At 54.4% G+C, this 16,991-nt stretch carries 12 protein-coding genes; 8 read left to right on the top strand and 4 right to left on the bottom strand.

Translation table 11 applies throughout. The annotated features are described in order from the left end of the window. Nucleotides 1–92: 92 nt before the first annotated feature. Complete coding sequence (locus PSR63_RS25340) at nt 93–1,004, top strand: polysaccharide deacetylase family protein (protein WP_274328734.1); 912 nt, start codon at nt 93–95, stop codon at nt 1,002–1,004. Here PSR63_RS25340 and PSR63_RS25335 read toward each other — a convergent pair. The 4 genes from PSR63_RS25335 to PSR63_RS25320 form a co-directional block, all read right to left on the bottom strand. Further along, nucleotides 1,001–2,077, bottom strand: coding sequence for a polysaccharide biosynthesis/export family protein (locus tag PSR63_RS25335; RefSeq protein WP_274328732.1), 1,077 nt, complete (start codon nt 2,075–2,077; stop codon nt 1,001–1,003). The genes PSR63_RS25340 and PSR63_RS25335 overlap by 4 nt on opposite strands. Nucleotides 2,078–2,234: 157 nt before the next feature. Then, entirely contained in the window at nt 2,235–2,942 is a 708-nt protein-coding gene (locus PSR63_RS25330) for a LuxR C-terminal-related transcriptional regulator (protein WP_274328730.1), read from the bottom strand. A 380-nt stretch (nt 2,943–3,322) separates the two neighbouring features. After that, on the bottom strand, nt 3,323–4,045 hold the full coding sequence (locus PSR63_RS25325; protein WP_274328728.1) for a YebC/PmpR family DNA-binding transcriptional regulator: 723 nt from the start codon (nt 4,043–4,045) through the stop codon (nt 3,323–3,325). Between the two features lie 254 nt (nt 4,046–4,299). Then, nucleotides 4,300–5,166: a DUF6807 family protein gene (locus PSR63_RS25320; RefSeq protein ID WP_274328726.1), complete on the bottom strand. Its 867-nt coding sequence runs from the start codon at nt 5,164–5,166 to the stop codon at nt 4,300–4,302. 882 nt (nt 5,167–6,048) lie between these two features. Between PSR63_RS25320 and PSR63_RS25315 the strand changes: the two genes are divergently transcribed. The 7 genes from PSR63_RS25315 (at nt 6,049) to PSR63_RS25285 (ending at nt 16,973) form a co-directional block, all read left to right on the top strand. Further along, on the top strand, nt 6,049–7,089 hold the full coding sequence (locus PSR63_RS25315; RefSeq protein ID WP_274328725.1) for a ligase-associated DNA damage response exonuclease: 1,041 nt from the start codon (nt 6,049–6,051) through the stop codon (nt 7,087–7,089). Then, nucleotides 7,086–8,708 (top strand): ATP-dependent DNA ligase, encoded by a 1,623-nt coding sequence (locus tag PSR63_RS25310; protein WP_274328724.1) that lies wholly within the window; start codon nt 7,086–7,088, stop codon nt 8,706–8,708. Before PSR63_RS25315 ends, PSR63_RS25310 begins: the two co-directional genes overlap by 4 nt. Then, nucleotides 8,708–11,245, top strand: coding sequence for a ligase-associated DNA damage response DEXH box helicase (locus PSR63_RS25305; protein ID WP_274328722.1), 2,538 nt, complete (start codon nt 8,708–8,710; stop codon nt 11,243–11,245). Before PSR63_RS25310 ends, PSR63_RS25305 begins: the two co-directional genes overlap by 1 nt. Beyond that, complete coding sequence (gene pdeM, locus PSR63_RS25300) at nt 11,246–11,947, top strand: ligase-associated DNA damage response endonuclease PdeM (protein ID WP_274328720.1); 702 nt, start codon at nt 11,246–11,248, stop codon at nt 11,945–11,947. Between the two features lie 240 nt (nt 11,948–12,187). Continuing rightward, on the top strand, nt 12,188–13,225 hold the full coding sequence (locus PSR63_RS25295; RefSeq protein WP_274328718.1) for a zinc-dependent alcohol dehydrogenase: 1,038 nt from the start codon (nt 12,188–12,190) through the stop codon (nt 13,223–13,225). Between the two features lie 314 nt (nt 13,226–13,539). Next, on the top strand, nt 13,540–16,143 hold the full coding sequence (locus tag PSR63_RS25290; RefSeq protein WP_274328717.1) for a tetratricopeptide repeat protein: 2,604 nt from the start codon (nt 13,540–13,542) through the stop codon (nt 16,141–16,143). Beyond that, the gene (locus tag PSR63_RS25285) at nt 16,143–16,973 is read left to right on the top strand and encodes a DUF4159 domain-containing protein (protein ID WP_274328716.1); all 831 of its coding nucleotides are present in this window, start codon (nt 16,143–16,145) and stop codon (nt 16,971–16,973) included. Before PSR63_RS25290 ends, PSR63_RS25285 begins: the two co-directional genes overlap by 1 nt. The last annotated feature ends 18 nt before the right edge of the window (nt 16,974–16,991 follow it).

The raw sequence follows: 16,991 nt of genomic DNA, 5'->3' as shown, positions 1-16,991 counted from the left end.
CACAATGCGCGCTGTCTCTGGTGAACTCCTGGGCAGGAAGCAACCTTCTCTCGTCTTTCGAGTCGAGAGATCGCTGTGACAACGTGCTCCGCGTGATTACCTATCATCGCGTCGATCGTCCCAGCGAGAACCCGCACCTATACCCAGGCGTACACAGTGCTACGCCGGAACAATTCGCCGCTCAGCTTGATCAGCTGCAAATGTGCTCGAATATCGTTTCGCTCGACGACGTGCTAGACGCCATCGAAGGTCGTCGTCGATTGCCTGCTAAATCGGTATTGATAACCTTCGACGATGCTTACCAAAACTTTGAAACGGCTTGGCAATACCTTAAATCACGCGGCCTTCCTGTCGTTCTTTTCGTACCGACTTCGTTCCCTGATCACCCGGAAAACAAGTTTTGGTGGGATCGCGTTCATTGGGCGATTTCTTCCTCCCCCAAGACCCAAATCACTCTCGACGGTCAAACTTTACCTTTGGATGGTCTCCAGCAGAAGAGCCAAGCCGCTCGCATGATTGCCGCCAAGGTCAAACAACTGCCACATCGAGATGCCATGCCATGGATCGATACCCTTTGCGAAGAGCTTCAGGAGGATGCTAAGCCCAACGAAGTCCTCTCATGGGAACGACTACGAGAGTTGGCGGAGGAAGGCGTTACCATGGGGGCTCATACGCACACGCATCCGCTTATGAACCAAATTGATTTGGACGAAGCCCGCGAAGAGGCCATTCGATCACGAGACGAACTGCAAAAGCGCCTAGGGAAGGAGATCCATTCTTTCTGCTATCCGGCTGGGGGCGTCAGCGATGAGGTTGCCGCGATGTTGAAGGACATCGGCTATACGGCTGCCTTCACAACCAAGCGGGGCGTGAACGACTTGGACGCTTGCGATGCGATGCGATTAAACCGCATCAATGTCGGGGGCCGCACGTCGACGAACGTCATGCGGATGCAATTTCTGTCGTATGCCAGAAGCTTGAAGCCAGCCCGTCAGCCCGCCTAGAATCCCCAGACACTTCGATAGGGGAACAGGAACACGTCGTCGATCAGTCGATCAAACGTGCGACGGAAGTACCAGTTGGCATCCGGATTCAGGTAGATGATATCGCCAGGGCAAACATTGATGTTCTCTTGCCGGCAATACCTGGCCTTAATCAGATCGACATGGATCAGCATGGGTTCTTGCCCAGGGATCTGTCGATGGACGGTAACGGTCGTGGGTGAATCGATCGGATCGATGTAACCAGCCATGGCCACTGCCGTAATGACGTCAACTTCCCGATCCCGCGGTAGGATGAAACCGCCACCAAGCTCTCGTTCTCGTTCCCCGGCAGAGAACCGAACCACATTCGTCGGGTTCAGCTTTCCAACGACATAGAATACTTCGTTTCTTCGGTTGGGAACCACGACAACATCGCCTTCGTGCAAGATGACATCGTGCGGCCCGAAGTTGAGGTTATCCATGCCGCGTAGATCGATCTTCACGACCTCTGGGGTAACCCCGTGTGCCCGGCGGTGAATTTCGATCGCTTCGGCCGCGTCTTCGGTTAAGCCGCCTGCTAAAGCAATTGCGTGGGCTACGTCGTTCTCGTAGCGAGGAAGCTCCGTAACGCCTGGCGACGCGACCTTGCCCAACACGACCACGCTGAACGTGGCCTTCTGGGCCAAGGAGATACTGACCGTTGGAGAATTGAAGAAACCGTTCGAGTAGGCTCGCGTGATTTCCGATTGGGCTTGCGCGAGATTCAGCCCACCGACAGGGACCGATCCAACCAGCGGAAGCTGGATATGCCCCGACCCCATGACTTGCACTAAGAGTGGTCGATACTCGCCGTTGGGAAACAGTTCGGGAACCGTAACTTCCAGCACGTCTTCGGCACCCAACAGATAATCTTTGGGGGGCGGTGCTGTGAGCATTGTGTAGTTCAGTGGAGTGCCGCCCGTACGAAGAGGAAGGCGGAACTCTTCGGGAAGCGTGCTAGCGGGAATTCCACCACTGACCAGTGGAGCATAACAACCTGAGCAAATAACCAGCGCGCAGACCACAATCAGTCCATAGACTGCCTTCGTGTTCATACGCAGAATTGCTAGCATTGGGCCGTTTCCTCTTCCGTGAGCTTTCGGCGTCCTCGTAGTATCCCTTTATGCAATCAGTTTCGGCGTAACTGGCGCAACGATTAAGACGAGTCGCTTTCCATCCTACGACTCGGTTAGGCGGGACAACCGCACTCTCTTAGCTAACCGGAATGTCGAAGTACTTCGGCTTCCTGAATTGCTGGACCAACTCGGAGATGGTTTGGTCGTCGACCGAAGTACTCAACCTCTGAAGACCTCGACGCCCGAATACCATTGCGATGTCGCGAATCAGTTGTAGTGGCGAGTCGATATCAAGCTTGTCAAACAGCTGCGTCCGAAAGGTATGAACCGTCTTAATGGCGATCCCCATTTCCAGAGCGATTTCCTTGACGTGTTTCCCGGCTACCATATGCCGAAATACTTCGCGTTGACGCTCCGTCAGCGTTGCGATACGACGGCCAAGCTGCTGCCGTTCCAGACGTGTTTTTCGACGGAGGCGAGTTCCCAGAATTGCCTGATCGACAAGGATCTTTGCCCGCTCTAGATCGAAAGGCTTCTCCAGAATGGACATGGCTCCTCTCTCGAGGCAATGCAGGGCTCGGTGGAGCTGCGACTCAGTTGCCGAAATCAAGATCGATCTAAGTTCTGATTCCGCGCAGAGTTCCAGAATCAGCGATTCACCGCGGCCATTCTCAAAGTCCACATCGATCACAAGCGCATCGAAGACCGTTTTCGTATTTGCGAGGTCATCGATACTATCCAGGCAGTGGATATAACGAGCGGGATTCTGCAAGCTATCGTGCAGCCGCTTGCGTTCTTGTCCGCAAGACTCTAGCAGGGCGATATTGGAACTAGGAGTGAGCAAGGTACAACTTCGAAGAATGACGCCAAGGGGTGAGAGCGGCAAAAACCATGAGGAAAGTGGCTTTGCGATCGACGAAGGAAGCAACGCCGGAAATACGGATATTGCTCCGCAGCTGCCGATAAAACAGTAGTTCGCTTAGAGATCGACAGCAAACGCGACGTTTGTAGAAATGGGCATCCAGACGGAAATCATGGTTTGCAAGTGAGCAAGCTTCCCCTTGAACGGGCCGTGCCGACGGTTTTGGTTGCAGCGATTATGCAGATCGCATGCGTGGGAGTGGTTAGGTGGCCAAAAAGAAACGACTCTGAGAACCACTGTCGAGGAGTGATTCACAGAGCCGTTAGTTGCTGCGCTGAAGCTGTGTGATTTGCGACGAGGCACTAATCAGGGAGCTGGGCACTGTGATAGACGTTTTGCACATCTTCGCAGTCGTCGAGCATGTCCAGGAACTTCTCGAATGCCTTGGCGTCATCGCCTGTTAGCTCGGTGTTTGCTTGGGGAACGAACGCAATTTCCTGAACTTCCAATTCAACATCGGGAAATGCTTCCTGGAGGGCCTGCTTCGCTTTGAAGAAGTCGGTCGCCGCGGCGAAGACGGTGAGCTGACCATCTTCTTCCTCGACGTCATCGACATCGACATCTGCTTCGAGCATGGCCTCGAGAACCTGGTCTTGCTCGCCACCTTTGAACGAGAAGACGGCCAGGTGATCGAACAAATGCGAAACGGAACCGGCGGTGCCCAGCTTAGCTCCGCTCTTGTTGAAGCAGTTACGAACGTCGGTAATCGTGCGATTGGGGTTGTCGGTCAAGCAGTCGACAATCACGCTACAGCCGCCTGGCCCGAACCCTTCGTATCGGGCTTCTGAGTAGTCCTCGCCCCCTGCCCCCTTGGCCTTTTCAAGGGCCTTATCAATCACGTGGGCGGGCACCTGCTCGCGTTTGGCCTTTTCCATCAGGCTTTTGAGGGACGGGTTGGACTCAGGATCGGGCACCCCATTCTTCGCCGCAACGTACAGCATCTTGCCGTACTTGGAGTAAAGCTTGGACTTTTGAGCGGCCGTCTTAGCAATCGAATGCTTCCGGTTTTCGAAGCTTCTTCCCATTCGCGTAATCTACTTATGGTTTCAAGAAAGGGGTTGAGAAATCACTGCACAACAAAGATAAACCAGTTCGATGTTTCGGGCAATTGCTCTCAAATTACCCCGTAAGCGACCAATCTAGCGGCACCGTAACATGCTTTCTTATAAGACGTTACATCTCGCTGCCCTGTTCTTTGGCCCCAAGGCTCCGGCCTTCTTAACGTGCTTGAACCCCGCAAGATGACAACCGGAAGGGCTATGAATCGGTTCTAAACGCTCTACTTGGTCGATTCGGACGACCATTTTTCCCACTGTTGGTCAAGCCATTTCGCATCTGGCATCGCATCGGTTACCAGGTACCGGTACCGAGACTGATATGGGTGATCTTCGTCGATCACGAACTCTCCATCGACACACGGAGCGTAGCAGAAGTACGGCTTCGTGGGATGGATTCGAGCAGCCTGAGGGGCTCGGAAGTTATTCGGATCGCACAGTACAGTTATGCTTACCGGCTTTCCGTCGATCTCACCCCATAGGGAAACCCATTTGGCATGCTGATGGTTTCCTTCCGCTCGTTTTGAGCCAAGATTGTTGAGAAACCCGCTAGATTCTCGTTCTTCCTTCTCGTTCCCGGTGGTAACCCAACGTGCAGGTCCCCGCACGGCGAAGCCGCCGTAATGGTACTCGTTGATAAGCAATGCGCGTGGCGAGATTGCGGACTGGGTTGATTGCAAATCGAAACAGCGGTAACTGCCGTCGGTGGGATAAGCTGTTACTTTCCAGCGCTCTCGCAAGACGTCAACCTTCGGCTCGGTTTCTTTGCGATGGATCAGATTGACCTCGAACCCTGCGCGGTCTTTCTCTTGAAAGGTCCCCACCACTTGCTCGTGTAAAACGCGACCTGTCCCGCCGCCAAGATTCCAGAAATCAATGTTCTCTCCCTCATAGGTTGTTTTCACCCAGGCCGAGAAGATGCCTTGCTGATGTGGGTGGTCCTTGGGAAACATTGCCGTGACCGACTGGCCACTTGGAGAACAAACCGGATGCAGGCAGCCGCTACGGTGGTAGATCTCTTTCAATCCCTTGGGAACCGGTGGCGAGACCTTGTTGTAGGTCAGTATGGATTGGTCCCCATCGGATATCACTATCGTGCTATCCGATTCCCTTACGCTCAGATTTTCAGCCGTGCAATGGGAGGCAAGCCCACAGAACCAGCCTAGGACAGATACTGAAGCAATCCCAAGCAACCATGCACATTTCATCTCGAGCAACTCCCCGAACGGCGAAAGCTGAATCAATAATAGGCGACGGCCCTATTGTAGCTGCTCGGCGAGGCATGTCATAAGCCTGACTTCTTCTTCCGTTCGCGGCAGGTATCAATTGGGGTGGATGCGAGTGAAGCGGTTCAGGATGGAAGTCTTTGCTGAGATAGATGATGCAACCGTCCACCGGGGATGCTTGATCGGCGGCTTCTGCCTGGGCATCCACAATGGTCGCAGCTTTAGTTCTAACGCGACTTGTTGGAAGAGATCGAATCCAGACCGACACGTCACAAATGGGCAGACATAGTCCAACCGAATGGAACGCAGCAACTCCGTTGCCTCGAAGCGTGAAAAGGAGTCACCTGTGTAGTGGCCGTCTTCGTCGATCTCGACGGGGAATTCGCACCGGCCTGCTGGGGTAAGATCGAGCAAAACCACTTCCCACCGCTCCGCCGCCGGAAGACGCTGTAAAGTGTCTAGTGCGAGCTGGTGAGATCGACGCCTGGACCTCTCAGATTCTGGTGATCCGATTACGACAAGTATCCGACGAGTTTGCCACATCTTATCTCACTCCTCTCCGCAAACTGAATCTCCACGAGACCGAACTTAATATGGTCCGATATCTGTGAAATGCTGCCCGCAGACCTGAAGTTGTCGTCGGGACTGCGAGACCTCGCATGGGAACACCGACCGAAGTGTTTGCTGTTAACCGTGACTTGCTTTTGGCGGTAACACGGTTAACAACAGGCATAACAAGGAGGAATCTTGATCGAAGTCACTGAGGCCGGGCTCTACTGTCGGGCCGGCGATTTTCATATTGATCCTTGGCGGTCAACTCCCAAAGCGATCGTCACGCACGCCCATTCCGATCACGCCCGCTTCGGCAGTCAGCAGTATGTCACTTCGGAGGAAGGCTATGGCGTTCTTCGCAAACGTCTGGGTAACACTGCGCAGATTTCAACGCTTCCCTATCGAGAAACTCTCTCGATGAACGGTGTTTCCGTTTCGCTTCATCCGGCTGGTCACATCTTGGGGTCTTCTCAGGTTCGTGTGGAACACCGAGGCGAGGTCTGGGTCGTCACAGGCGACTTCAAGTTGGGAGCCGACGCAACGTGCTCGGAATTTGAGCCCGTCCACTGCCATACGCTGATCAGCGAATGCACCTTTGGCCTACCCATCTATCGCTGGGAAGATGATGCGCGAGTATTTCAATCCATTAATACTTGGTGGAAGGCCAATGCCGACGATGGCCGTCCTTCGGTTTTGTTCGCCTACTCGCTTGGTAAGGCTCAGCGTCTCCTCGCGGGTCTCGACGCTTCCATTGGTCCGATTTATTGTCATGGAGCGATTCAGAACCTCAACGAGGCATATCGCCAAGGTGGCATCGCTTTGCCAGAAACGCTCTACACGGGCCGCGACAACGAGAAGTCTCGGTGGGACGGGGCGATGATTGTGGCCCCTCCTTCGGCACTTGGTTCCGTTTGGATGCGTAAGTTTCGCAAAGCATCCACCGCCTTTGCTTCCGGTTGGATGCTCGTCCGGGGTAATCGTCGTCGACGCAATGTCGAGCGAGGTTTCGTCTTATCAGACCATGCCGATTGGGATGGTTTGCTCACGGCCATTGATACAAGCCAAGCTGAACGAGTTCTTCTCACGCATGGCCAAACGGCCCCGATGGAGCGATATCTGCGAGAAAAGGGAATCGAGGCCGACGCGCTCAACACGCTGTTTACGGGCGAGAATGACGACCTGGTGGTTGACTCCAACTCTGACGACGAACCTGTCGAGCAGGAGTCCGAGGTATGAGGCAATTCGCAGAGTTGTACCGAGCCCTTGATGAAGCTTTGGGGACCAATGCCAAGGTCGATGCCCTCGTCGACTACTTCTCGCGGTGTAGCCCGGATGATGGCGCATGGGCCGTTTATTTCCTTGTCGGTCATCGAATCAAACGTTTGTTACCTTCTAAGGACATGCGCCAGTGGGCGGCCCAGGCGGCTGGAATTGAAGATTGGCTATTCGAGGCCTGCTACGAATCAGTCGGCGACTTGGCAGAAACGATGGCGCTTCTCGTCGCCGCCTCGACATCTCCAGGCAAAACAGGGGAACACAATCAAAGAAAGCAACAAGAGTTGGCACATTGGATCGACAATCGCATTTTGCCCCTTCGCAAGCTCAACGAGGTAGAACGCGCGTGTCTCTTGCGGCAATCGTGGCAGGAACTATCGAACCACGAACGGTTTGTCTTCAACAAGATTGTGACCGGTGGTTTCCGAGTGGGCGTATCCAAGGGACTTGTTGTTCGGGCACTTGCGAAGGCGAGCGACGTTGCCACATCAGTGATCGCCCACCGCTTGATGGGCAGTTGGGAGCCGACACCCCAATTCTTCGAAGCTCTGGTGAGTCGTGATGATGGCGAGGCCGATGCCAGTAAACCTTACCCGTTCATGCTCGCTCATCCTCTTCAGGATGACCCAAACGTGCTGGGAGACCCTCAAAACGGGCTCGCCGAATGGAAGTGGGATGGTATCCGTGCACAAATCCTTCGCCGTGACGGGCAATCGTATGTGTGGTCTCGTGGAGAAGAGCTCATTCTGGAAAGGTTTCCAGAGCTTTACGATGCCATCGCCGAACTGCCTGACGGTACCGTGTTGGACGGTGAAATCGTTGCCTGGAAAGACGATCGAGTGATGCCGTTTGCAGATCTGCAGAGGCGAATTGGCCGAAAGCGCGTCGGGAAGAAGTTGCTCAGTGATGTCCCCTGTCGATTTATTGCGTTCGACTTGGTGGAACATGGCGGCCAGGACATTCGTTCAATGCCACTCGCGGACCGTCGAATGAAACTGCTGAAAACGATTGGAGCGATCGAACATACGTGCCTGCAAGTATCATCTTCGATCGAGGCAACCTCCTGGGAAGATCTGGCCCAACATCGCGAAGAGAGTCGGCTACACGGGACGGAAGGTCTGATGCTCAAGCGTTTGGACGCGAGCTATGAAGTTGGACGCCCAACCGGCCTCTGGTGGAAATGGAAAGTCGATCCGTTTGTCTGCGATGCGGTTCTCATCTATGCCCAGCGAGGACATGGCCGAAGATCCAATTTGTACACCGACTACACTTTTGCTGCCTGGGATGACGGACAGCTCGTCCCTTTCGCCAAAGCTTATTCCGGACTGACCGATGAAGAGATCCGGCAGGTAGATCGCTTTATTCGCAAGAACACGCTGGAGAAATTTGGACCAGTTCGTTCGGTGAAACCCGAACTCGTCTTTGAGTTGGCCTTCGAGGGTATTCACGAGTCGAAACGGCACAAGTCAGGCGTGGCGGTTCGCTTTCCGCGCATCAGCCGCTGGCGACACGATAAGCCAATTCAGCAAGCCGACACGCTCGCCACGATCAAATCGATGGCTCAATTGGAGGTGGCTTGATGGAAGGATCCGTCATTACCAAAACGGCCCGTGAAAGCAAACGCCGCCAACCTTCGCGGACCCACATTGATTCCGCTAAACGCAAGGTAACCGATTGGTTTCACGCGCAGGGATTCGAGCCTTTTCGTTTCCAGCGTCAGGCCTGGAACGCCTATCTAGGCGGTCAAAATGGCCTCATTCACGCGAGTACGGGAACTGGCAAGACGTATGCGGCCTGGATGGGGCCACTGATCGAGATTCTTGCCGAGCGCCAGTCACGAAAGATATCTTCTCCGCTACCTTTACGTGTGCTTTGGATTACGCCTCTGCGGGCACTTGCCAACGACACGTTCGATTCGTTGGCTCTGCCGGTCTTGGATATGGACCTGCCGATGACGGTCGATATTCGAACTGGGGATACCTCTTCTTCCGCACGAGCCCGCCAGAAGAGACGACTTCCGACAGCATTGGTGACGACCCCGGAAAGTCTCACGGTGATGCTGAGTCAAGAAGACGCCCAGGCCAGGCTAAGAGACTTGCGCCTCGTGGTGATCGACGAGTGGCATGAACTGATCGGATCGAAACGAGGTACACAGACGGAGCTTGCCTTGTCGCGGCTACGGCAATGGAATCCACTTATCCAAACCTTGGGCCTATCGGCAACGCTCGGAAACACCGACGAGGCAATCGACGTCCTTCTTGGAGAACATCGCCGCTTACAAGCTGAGCCGGCGATAATAGCTGGCCGAAGGCGAAAGAGCATTGCGATCGAGACCATGATCCCCAGCAAGATCGAACGCTTCCCATGGGCAGGGCACCTAGGTACGCGTCTCGTCGAGGATGTCGCCAAGCGTGTCGACGCAGCGAATACGTCTTTGGTCTTCACGAACACGCGATCACAGACCGAGGCCTGGTATCAGCGACTTCTGGAAATACGTCCCGACTGGGCCGGTTTGATTGCCGTCCATCATGGTTCTATTGATCGTGACACCAGAAGTTGGGTCGAACAGCAGTTAAGAGTTGGCAAGCTCAAGTGTGTTGTCTGTACATCCAGCTTAGATCTTGGTGTCGACTTTAGTCCGGTCGAACAGGTTTTTCAGGTAGGTAGTCCTAAGGGTGTGTCCCGATTGATGCAACGTGCTGGTCGAAGTGGACATTCGCCTGATCGACGAAGCCAAGTCGTTTGCGTTCCAACCAACACCCTGGAGTTGATCGAGTTCGCAGCGGCTAAAGAAGCCATCGAACGAAATGAGCTGGAGAGTCGCGTCCCACCCAACGCCCCACTCGACGTCTTGATCCAGCACATGGTGACGATGGCGTGTGGAGGCGGATTCCAGGCAGAGAATCTCTTCCAGGAGGTACGGCAGACCTTTGCCTATCGGAATCTGACTGACACTGACTGGCAGTGGGCGCTCAAATTCGTTACGACCGGAGGTGATGCCCTGAAGGCTTATCCCGAGTATCGCCGAGTTGTGCCCAGTGAAGACGGGTCGCTGGCAATCGGCGATCGCAAAATTGCCCGAAACCATCGGCTCTCGATTGGGACCATTGTGGGTGACGCGAACATTACGGTTCAGTTCGTCAAAGGTCCTCGCCTGGGCACCCTCGAGGAAGCGTTCATCGCGAAGGTTTCTCCTGGCGAAGCATTCTATTTTGCAGGCCGACTCGTGGAATTGGTACGCGTCCAGGACTCCAAAGTGTGGGTCCGACGGGCCAAGAACGCGGAAAAGCCTGTGATTCCGCGTTGGATGGGAGGCCGCATGCCACTCTCCACGGAACTATCACGCGCCGTGCGTCGCAAGTTGGATCAAGCCGCCGACGGGAACTTTGACGGGAGCGAAATGAAGGCGGTCCAGCCAGTTTTAGAGCTCCAACCGGCATGGTCGGCGATTCCGCGACGAAAGCAATTGTTGATTGAGTCGTCGAAGTCTCGAGAAGGATATCACCTCTTCTTCTTTCCGTTCGCAGGACGACTGGTTCACGAAGGGTTAGCTGCGCTGGTGGCATATCGACTCGCCAGGCTTCAGCCGATTACCTTCAGTATGGCGGTCAACGACTACGGGTTCGAGCTGCTTTCGCCAACGGAGATCCCGCTCCAAGAAGCCCTTCAGACGGACCTGTTTCGCTCGGAACTTATTCAAGACGACATACTGGCCTGTCTTAACTCGGTGGAGATGGCCAAACGACAATTTCGTGAAGTCGCGCATATCGCTGGTCTCGTTTTCCAAGGCTATCCAGGCAGTCGCAAGAGTGCTCGTCAGCTTCAAGCCTCGACGGGACTTCTCTTTGACGTATTCAGCAATTACGACCAAGACAACCTACTACTTAAACAGGCCAAAGCAGAAGTTCTGGAACGAAATCTAGAGCGTCAGCGACTACTGGATACGCTCCAAGAAATCCGCGAAAGCGAAGTTGTGATTCGGAATACAAAGCGTTTCACGCCGTTGGCGTTTCCGCTGGTCGTGGATCGTCTACGGGAACGGCTATCATCGGAAAAGCTTTCTGACCGAGTTCGCAGGATGCAACAACAACTCGAGAATGCGGCGGAGCGGCGCTAGATGGAAGGAAACATCGAGAACACCATGGGGGAAGGATTCGAGCTGATCTGGCACGAACAACGGCTTGTGCTCCTAGGGGAACGTGCCGTCTGGATGCCGGATTATGAGGTACTCCTTGTCGCCGACCTACACCTGGGTAAAGAATCCGCGTTCCGAGCAGCTTCGATCCCGGTTCCCGATGTGACTGCAATCGACCTGGGACGATTGTCGTCCTTGATCGATAAGACCGAATGTCGGCGACTGATTATCCTGGGCGACTTAGTCCATTGTGCTCGTGGACTGAGCCGAGAGGTGATTGATCAGACGGCTCGTTGGCGAGAAGAGCATCGAGACCTTCACGTTCAATTGATAGTCGGCAATCACGACGATAAAGCCGGCTGCCTCCCGACGTCCTGGAACCTTGATAGTCGTGATGTCGCCGACTGCGGTCCATTTCAGCTTCAACACGTTCCACCTAAACGCAGCACCAAACCATTGCTTGCTGGCCATGTGCACCCGAAATACCGTTTAAGAACTTCGACCGACTCGATAACCCTACCCTGCTTCGTCCTGACCAACGAGATCCTCATCCTTCCCGCGTTCGGGACTTTTATTGACGGTCAAGCGGTGAAGTACGCTCCGGCACGCTACTTTGTGATTTCCGACGACACAATCACGGAATTGTGCAGCCCTTCTTCAAAAACGGCCCGTCTGGCCAAGTAGTTTACCTGGGCGAAGGTAAGCAGAATTCACAATATACCTTAGGTCGGAGACGATGCTTCTCATTGCCCTCCCCCATGTCGCCAACTACAACGTTCGGAATAGAATGATTGTCAGATGCAGACGCTATGGCCTACGTCGACCGAAACCATTCGACCCAATTCCAAAACACGCCCCTCCCGGAGCGACCCTTCCTGAAGTGAAGTTCGCCGGGAACCAGTCCCCAAATACGAAGGTTTATCCATGAAGGCTCTATTACTCTCGGAATACAAAAAGCTGGATGTCGTTGAATTCGAAGAGCCTCAGATTGGCGACCACGATCTCCTGATCAGCGTGAAAGCTTGTGGAATCTGTGGCAGCGACATTCATGGATACGATGGCAGCACAGGGCGTCGCCAACCACCGCTGGTCATGGGACACGAGGCCGCAGGCGTCGTTGCCAAGGTGGGTAAGTCGGTGACCGGGTTTCGCGAAGGGGATCGCGTCACGTTTGACTCCACCGTCTCTTGTGGACATTGTTTCTACTGCCGTCGGGGAGAGATCAATCTTTGCGATAACCGCATGGTTTTGGGTGTTTCGTGTGACGAATACCGTCGACATGGCGCCTTCGCTGAATATGTCGCCGTACCGCAGCATATTTGCTATCACTTGCCTGCTTCGATTCCGTACAATCACGCAGCGATGATCGAAGCCGTTTCTGTTGCAGTTCATGCGGCAGGCCGAGCCCCTGTTACGCTGGGCGATACGGCAGTGGTCGTCGGAAGCGGAATGATTGGCCTGCTCGCCATCCAGGCAATTCGTCTGGCCGGGTGCTCCCAGGTCATCGCCGTCGATCTCGACAGCAATCGACTTGAGGTTGCCAAAAAGCTGGGAGCGGATGTCGGTATTGTTGCCAGCGAAGGAAACGTCGAAGAAAAGGTCCGCGAACTGACTGAAGGACGCGGTGCGGATGTCGTGCTGGAAGTTGTTGGGGCTACTCCCACGGTCAAGACCGCGATCGGGTGCGCCAAGAAGGGGGGCTCAATCGTCCTGGTAGGTAACCTGGCACCGAACGTCGAGTTTCCTTTGCAAGCCGTCGTGACGCGTGAGCTCTCCGTGTATGGTTCGTGTGCCTCCAGCGGAGAGTACCCGGCTTGCATCGACCTGATGTCTCGGGGGCTGATCCGTGTCGAAGATATGATCACGGCGACAGCTTCGTTGGAAGAAGGAGTCGACTGGTTTGCCCGCCTCTACTCAGGCGAACCGGGGGCGATGAAGGTCATTATCGACCCGACCCAGTAGAAGTAAGTAAGCGAAGCCAATCGCCTGTCAGCCGCTTCACTGACGATGGTAGATGGCACGACTAAACTCGCGCGTTTGCCTGTCTTTACATCTCGCTACAAGTACACGGCGGATCGATCATTTCGATCGGCCTTTGCGTTGCTTGCCGTCTGATCCTGTCGCCAACCGCGGAAAAGTGCGTCAAGTTGCTGCCAGACTACCTCCCCCTTAGTGGAAGGGATCATCCGCAATACGGACGCAATTCTTGTTGACTAAGAAGCCAGAACTCTACAATAGCGTCATCGATCCGTAATCTTGGTTCGGAGTATCTGGCTTTGCGTACGTCCCTTAGCAGTTGGATGATGTCTCTCACGATGCGCGCGGTCTCGCTTGCGAGCGCGCTTGCCGTAGTGGGATTGCTTCTCTGCCTTGGCACCGTTCACGCCGCAACCTTATCGGAAGCCAAAGATCTGTTTCGTACCGGTGAGTACGCCAAGTGCATTGAGGTAGCTGCCCAGGAGATCGAAGGTGGTCGTACGTTTATCGATTGGTATGTGCTGAAAACTGAGAGTGAGCTTACTCTCGGACGGTACGCCGACGCGGCTCAAACCATGAATGACGCCAAGAAGCTGTCTCCGACGAACTTACGGCTGCTGTGGTTGGAGCGTGACGTCCGGCGCTATAACGGCCAGTCGAATCAAGCCAAAGAAGTTCTGGCGGAACTGGGAACGCAGCTTGAACGCACCAGTGGTATCTACCGCGACTTGGAAACGTCGATCGTTATCGGCAAGTTCTTTCTCGAGATTGGGGCCGACCCAAAACGCATTCGGATTGATCTTTTCAAACCGATTCAGCAACGGGCGCCTGGTCTACCCAATGGCTATATCGCGGCTGCGGAATTGGCGCTTTCTAAGAACGACTATGCCTTGGCTGCTGAAGACTTCCAGGTCGCCTTGAAAGTAGACGAGGACAATCCACGTGTGCTCTATGGACTGGCCCGGTCCTTCGAGCCGAGTGATTCAGAGAAGGCGGAAGGGTACCTCCAACAGGCCCTGAGGATTAACCCGAACCACATCCCGGGCCTGCTAATGATCGCCGAAGATCATCTTTCAGCGGAACGCTATGAGGAAACAGAGCAACTGCTAAACAAGGTGCTGGAGATCAATCCCCACCAGCCAAGTGCTTGGGCGATTCGCGCCGTGCTGGCGCACCTGGCAAGTGACGCTGACCGCGAGAAGGAATGTCGCGAGAAGGCTTTGATGCACTGGAAGGATAATCCGGAAGTCGATTATCTCATCGGCAAGCACTTGGCCAGGAAGTACCGTTTTGCCGAAGCAGAAGCAGCCCAGCGTCGAGCTCTAAATTTCGACAGTGAATATCTTCCCGCGAAAATGGAGTTGTCCAACGATCTGCTACGGTTGGGCAAGGAAGAGCAAGGCTGGAGGCTGGCCGAAGAAGTCTTCGAGGCGGACAACTATAATGTTGTTGCCCACAATCTATCAACTCTCCAGGAACACATGGCCAAGTTTCGCACGCTAGAAAGCGATGGCTTCATCGTGCGAATGGACGCACAAGAAGCAGCTATCTATGGGGATCGAGTGCTGGAAATCCTTCGCGAAGCCAAAGCCGTTCTGTGCGAGAAGTATGATGTCGAACTGAAAGAACCGATCGCTGTCGAGATCTTCCCCAAGCAACAAGACTTTGCCATTCGGACGTTTGGACTCCCCGGCGGAGCTGGTTTTCTGGGTGTTTGCTTTGGCAATGTGATCACCATGAATTCCCCAGCGTCCCAAACGGACAACCCTAGTAACTGGGAAGCCGTCTTATGGCACGAGTTCTGCCACGTCGTCACGCTGAACAAGACCCACAACAAGATGCCTCGCTGGCTCAGCGAAGGGATCTCGGTCTATGAAGAGACCCTGCGCGATCCATCCTGGGGACAATCGATCTCGCCCTCTTATCGAGAGATGATTCTGGGCGACGATCTAACGCCGGTCAGCCAGCTGAGCGGAGCGTTCCTTCGCCCCCCGAGTTCGAAGCATCTCATGTTTGCCTATTATGAATCGGCTGTCGCGGTCGAATTTTTGGTCGACCAGTTCGGAATCGAGGCACTTCGGTCAATCCTTGATGAGCTCGGAAGAGGATTGCAAATCAACGACGCGATCGCCCGGCATGCGGCTCCCCTGGACGCGATCGACGCTGGCTTCAAGAAGTACATCCAGGATCGGGCTCGGGCGTTTGCCCCTGATGCGGATTTCAACGCCGAGGACCTCCCACCGCCACGCGTTGCTGAACTTCAAGCGTGGTTGAAAGAACACCCTAATAGCTTCCCCGGGCTCCTGCAGTACTCCGCAGCTTTGATCCGGGAAAAACAATATACGGAAGCCCTGGAGCCAATTGATAAGTTGTTGGATCTGGCCCCCGACTATGCCGGGGACGGTAGCCCTTTGCCGTTGAAGGCCCAAATTCTGAGAGAATTAGGCGAAACCGAACAAGAACTAGCGGTGTTAGAACTACTGGCGAAGCTGCGCGCTGATGCGGTTGATGAATATCGGCGCTTGGCTGAATTGCACGCCGAGTCCGGCCGATGGAAGGCCGTGATCACTAATGCCAAGAGAATGCGGGCGGTAAACCCACTCGTTCAAGAGCCCTATCTCTTGTTGACCCAAGCCGGCGAAAAGTTGGACGATGGAGCAGTCGTGATCGAAGGATTATCAACTCTCGCGAGTCTAGATCCCTACGATCCGGCCTATGTTCATTTTCGCCTTGCCCAGCGATTGCTCGAGTCAGAACGAAACGAGGAAGCGCTGCGACATGTTCTCTTGGCTTTAGACGAAGCACCCCGTTATCGCAAGGCTCTCACTTTGCTGTTAACCCTGACCGAGGCTCCTTCGGCCGAATCTGACCGGCCCTCCCAAACCAAGGATGATTCCGAGTGATGTTGAAATCGAAACCGGTCCGAATCCTCTGCTTCTTTCTCTCGGTCACGCTTCTTGGTGGCGTGGTCTGGGCACAGTTTCAGGACGGCTTTCGATCGCGGGGAAGATTCAGCGGCAATTCGTCCTCGATGACTGGCGCTAAGAACGATTGGGAGATCGACGAGAAGTTCGAGCATGAAGCGTTCCGCTTTGCTCGCGTGAAGTACACCTCTTATGGCTGGCGAGACAAATGGAGGACCGATTTTCCCGAAAGTGACCTGAATCTACCGCATCGCCTGCGTGAACTCACTTCGATGGAAGTTCACCCGGAAAGCGTGATTGTCGAATTGACCGACGAAAATCTATCAGACTACCCGTTTCTGTACATTGTTGAACCGGGACAAATGAATCTCACCGACGGGGAAGTCACCGGGCTTCGCACCTACCTGCTAAACGGTGGGTTTTTGATGGTCGATGACTTTTGGGGTGAGGAAGAGTGGCGAACATTCTACGATAACATCAAGCTCGTCTTTCCTGATCGGGAACCAGAAGAGTTGCCGCTAGAGCACGATATCTTTCACTTGGTGTACGACCTGGCCGAAAAACCCATGATTGTCAGTATCGGCACATGGATGCGCGGCAGCGAAACAGAACGCTGGGATGCCGATGAACCCCATTACAAAGGCATCTTCGATGACAAAGGGCGAATGATGGTCGTCATTTGCCATAACACCGACCTGGGAGACGGCTGGGAGGAGGAAGGAGTCGACCCGACCTACTTCAAGGAGTATTCCGAACGCTTCGCCTATCCCCTTGGCATCAATATTATTACCTACGCGATGACGCATTAGCCCCCTTCATTCCCCTTC

The organism is Bremerella sp. P1, from assembly GCF_028748185.1.
Taxonomy (GTDB): domain Bacteria; phylum Planctomycetota; class Planctomycetia; order Pirellulales; family Pirellulaceae; genus Bremerella.
The sequence above is the reverse complement of the archived record's forward strand: the minus strand, read 5'-3'. Positions and strand labels throughout refer to the sequence as shown.

What these genes read in the sequence shown, in the direction of transcription:
- PSR63_RS25325 (WP_274328728.1), bottom strand. Translation starts at nt 4,045, where the DNA reads ATGGGAAGAAGCTTCGAAAACCGGAAGCATTCGATTGCTAAGACGGCC.
- PSR63_RS25310 (WP_274328724.1), top strand. Translation starts at nt 7,086, where the DNA reads ATGAGGCAATTCGCAGAGTTGTACCGAGCCCTTGATGAAGCTTTGGGG.
- pdeM (WP_274328720.1), top strand. Translation starts at nt 11,246, where the DNA reads ATGGAAGGAAACATCGAGAACACCATGGGGGAAGGATTCGAGCTGATC.
- PSR63_RS25305 (WP_274328722.1), top strand. Translation starts at nt 8,708, where the DNA reads ATGGAAGGATCCGTCATTACCAAAACGGCCCGTGAAAGCAAACGCCGC.
- PSR63_RS25335 (WP_274328732.1), bottom strand. Translation starts at nt 2,077, where the DNA reads ATGAACACGAAGGCAGTCTATGGACTGATTGTGGTCTGCGCGCTGGTT.
- PSR63_RS25285 (WP_274328716.1), top strand. Translation starts at nt 16,143, where the DNA reads ATGTTGAAATCGAAACCGGTCCGAATCCTCTGCTTCTTTCTCTCGGTC.
- PSR63_RS25295 (WP_274328718.1), top strand. Translation starts at nt 12,188, where the DNA reads ATGAAGGCTCTATTACTCTCGGAATACAAAAAGCTGGATGTCGTTGAA.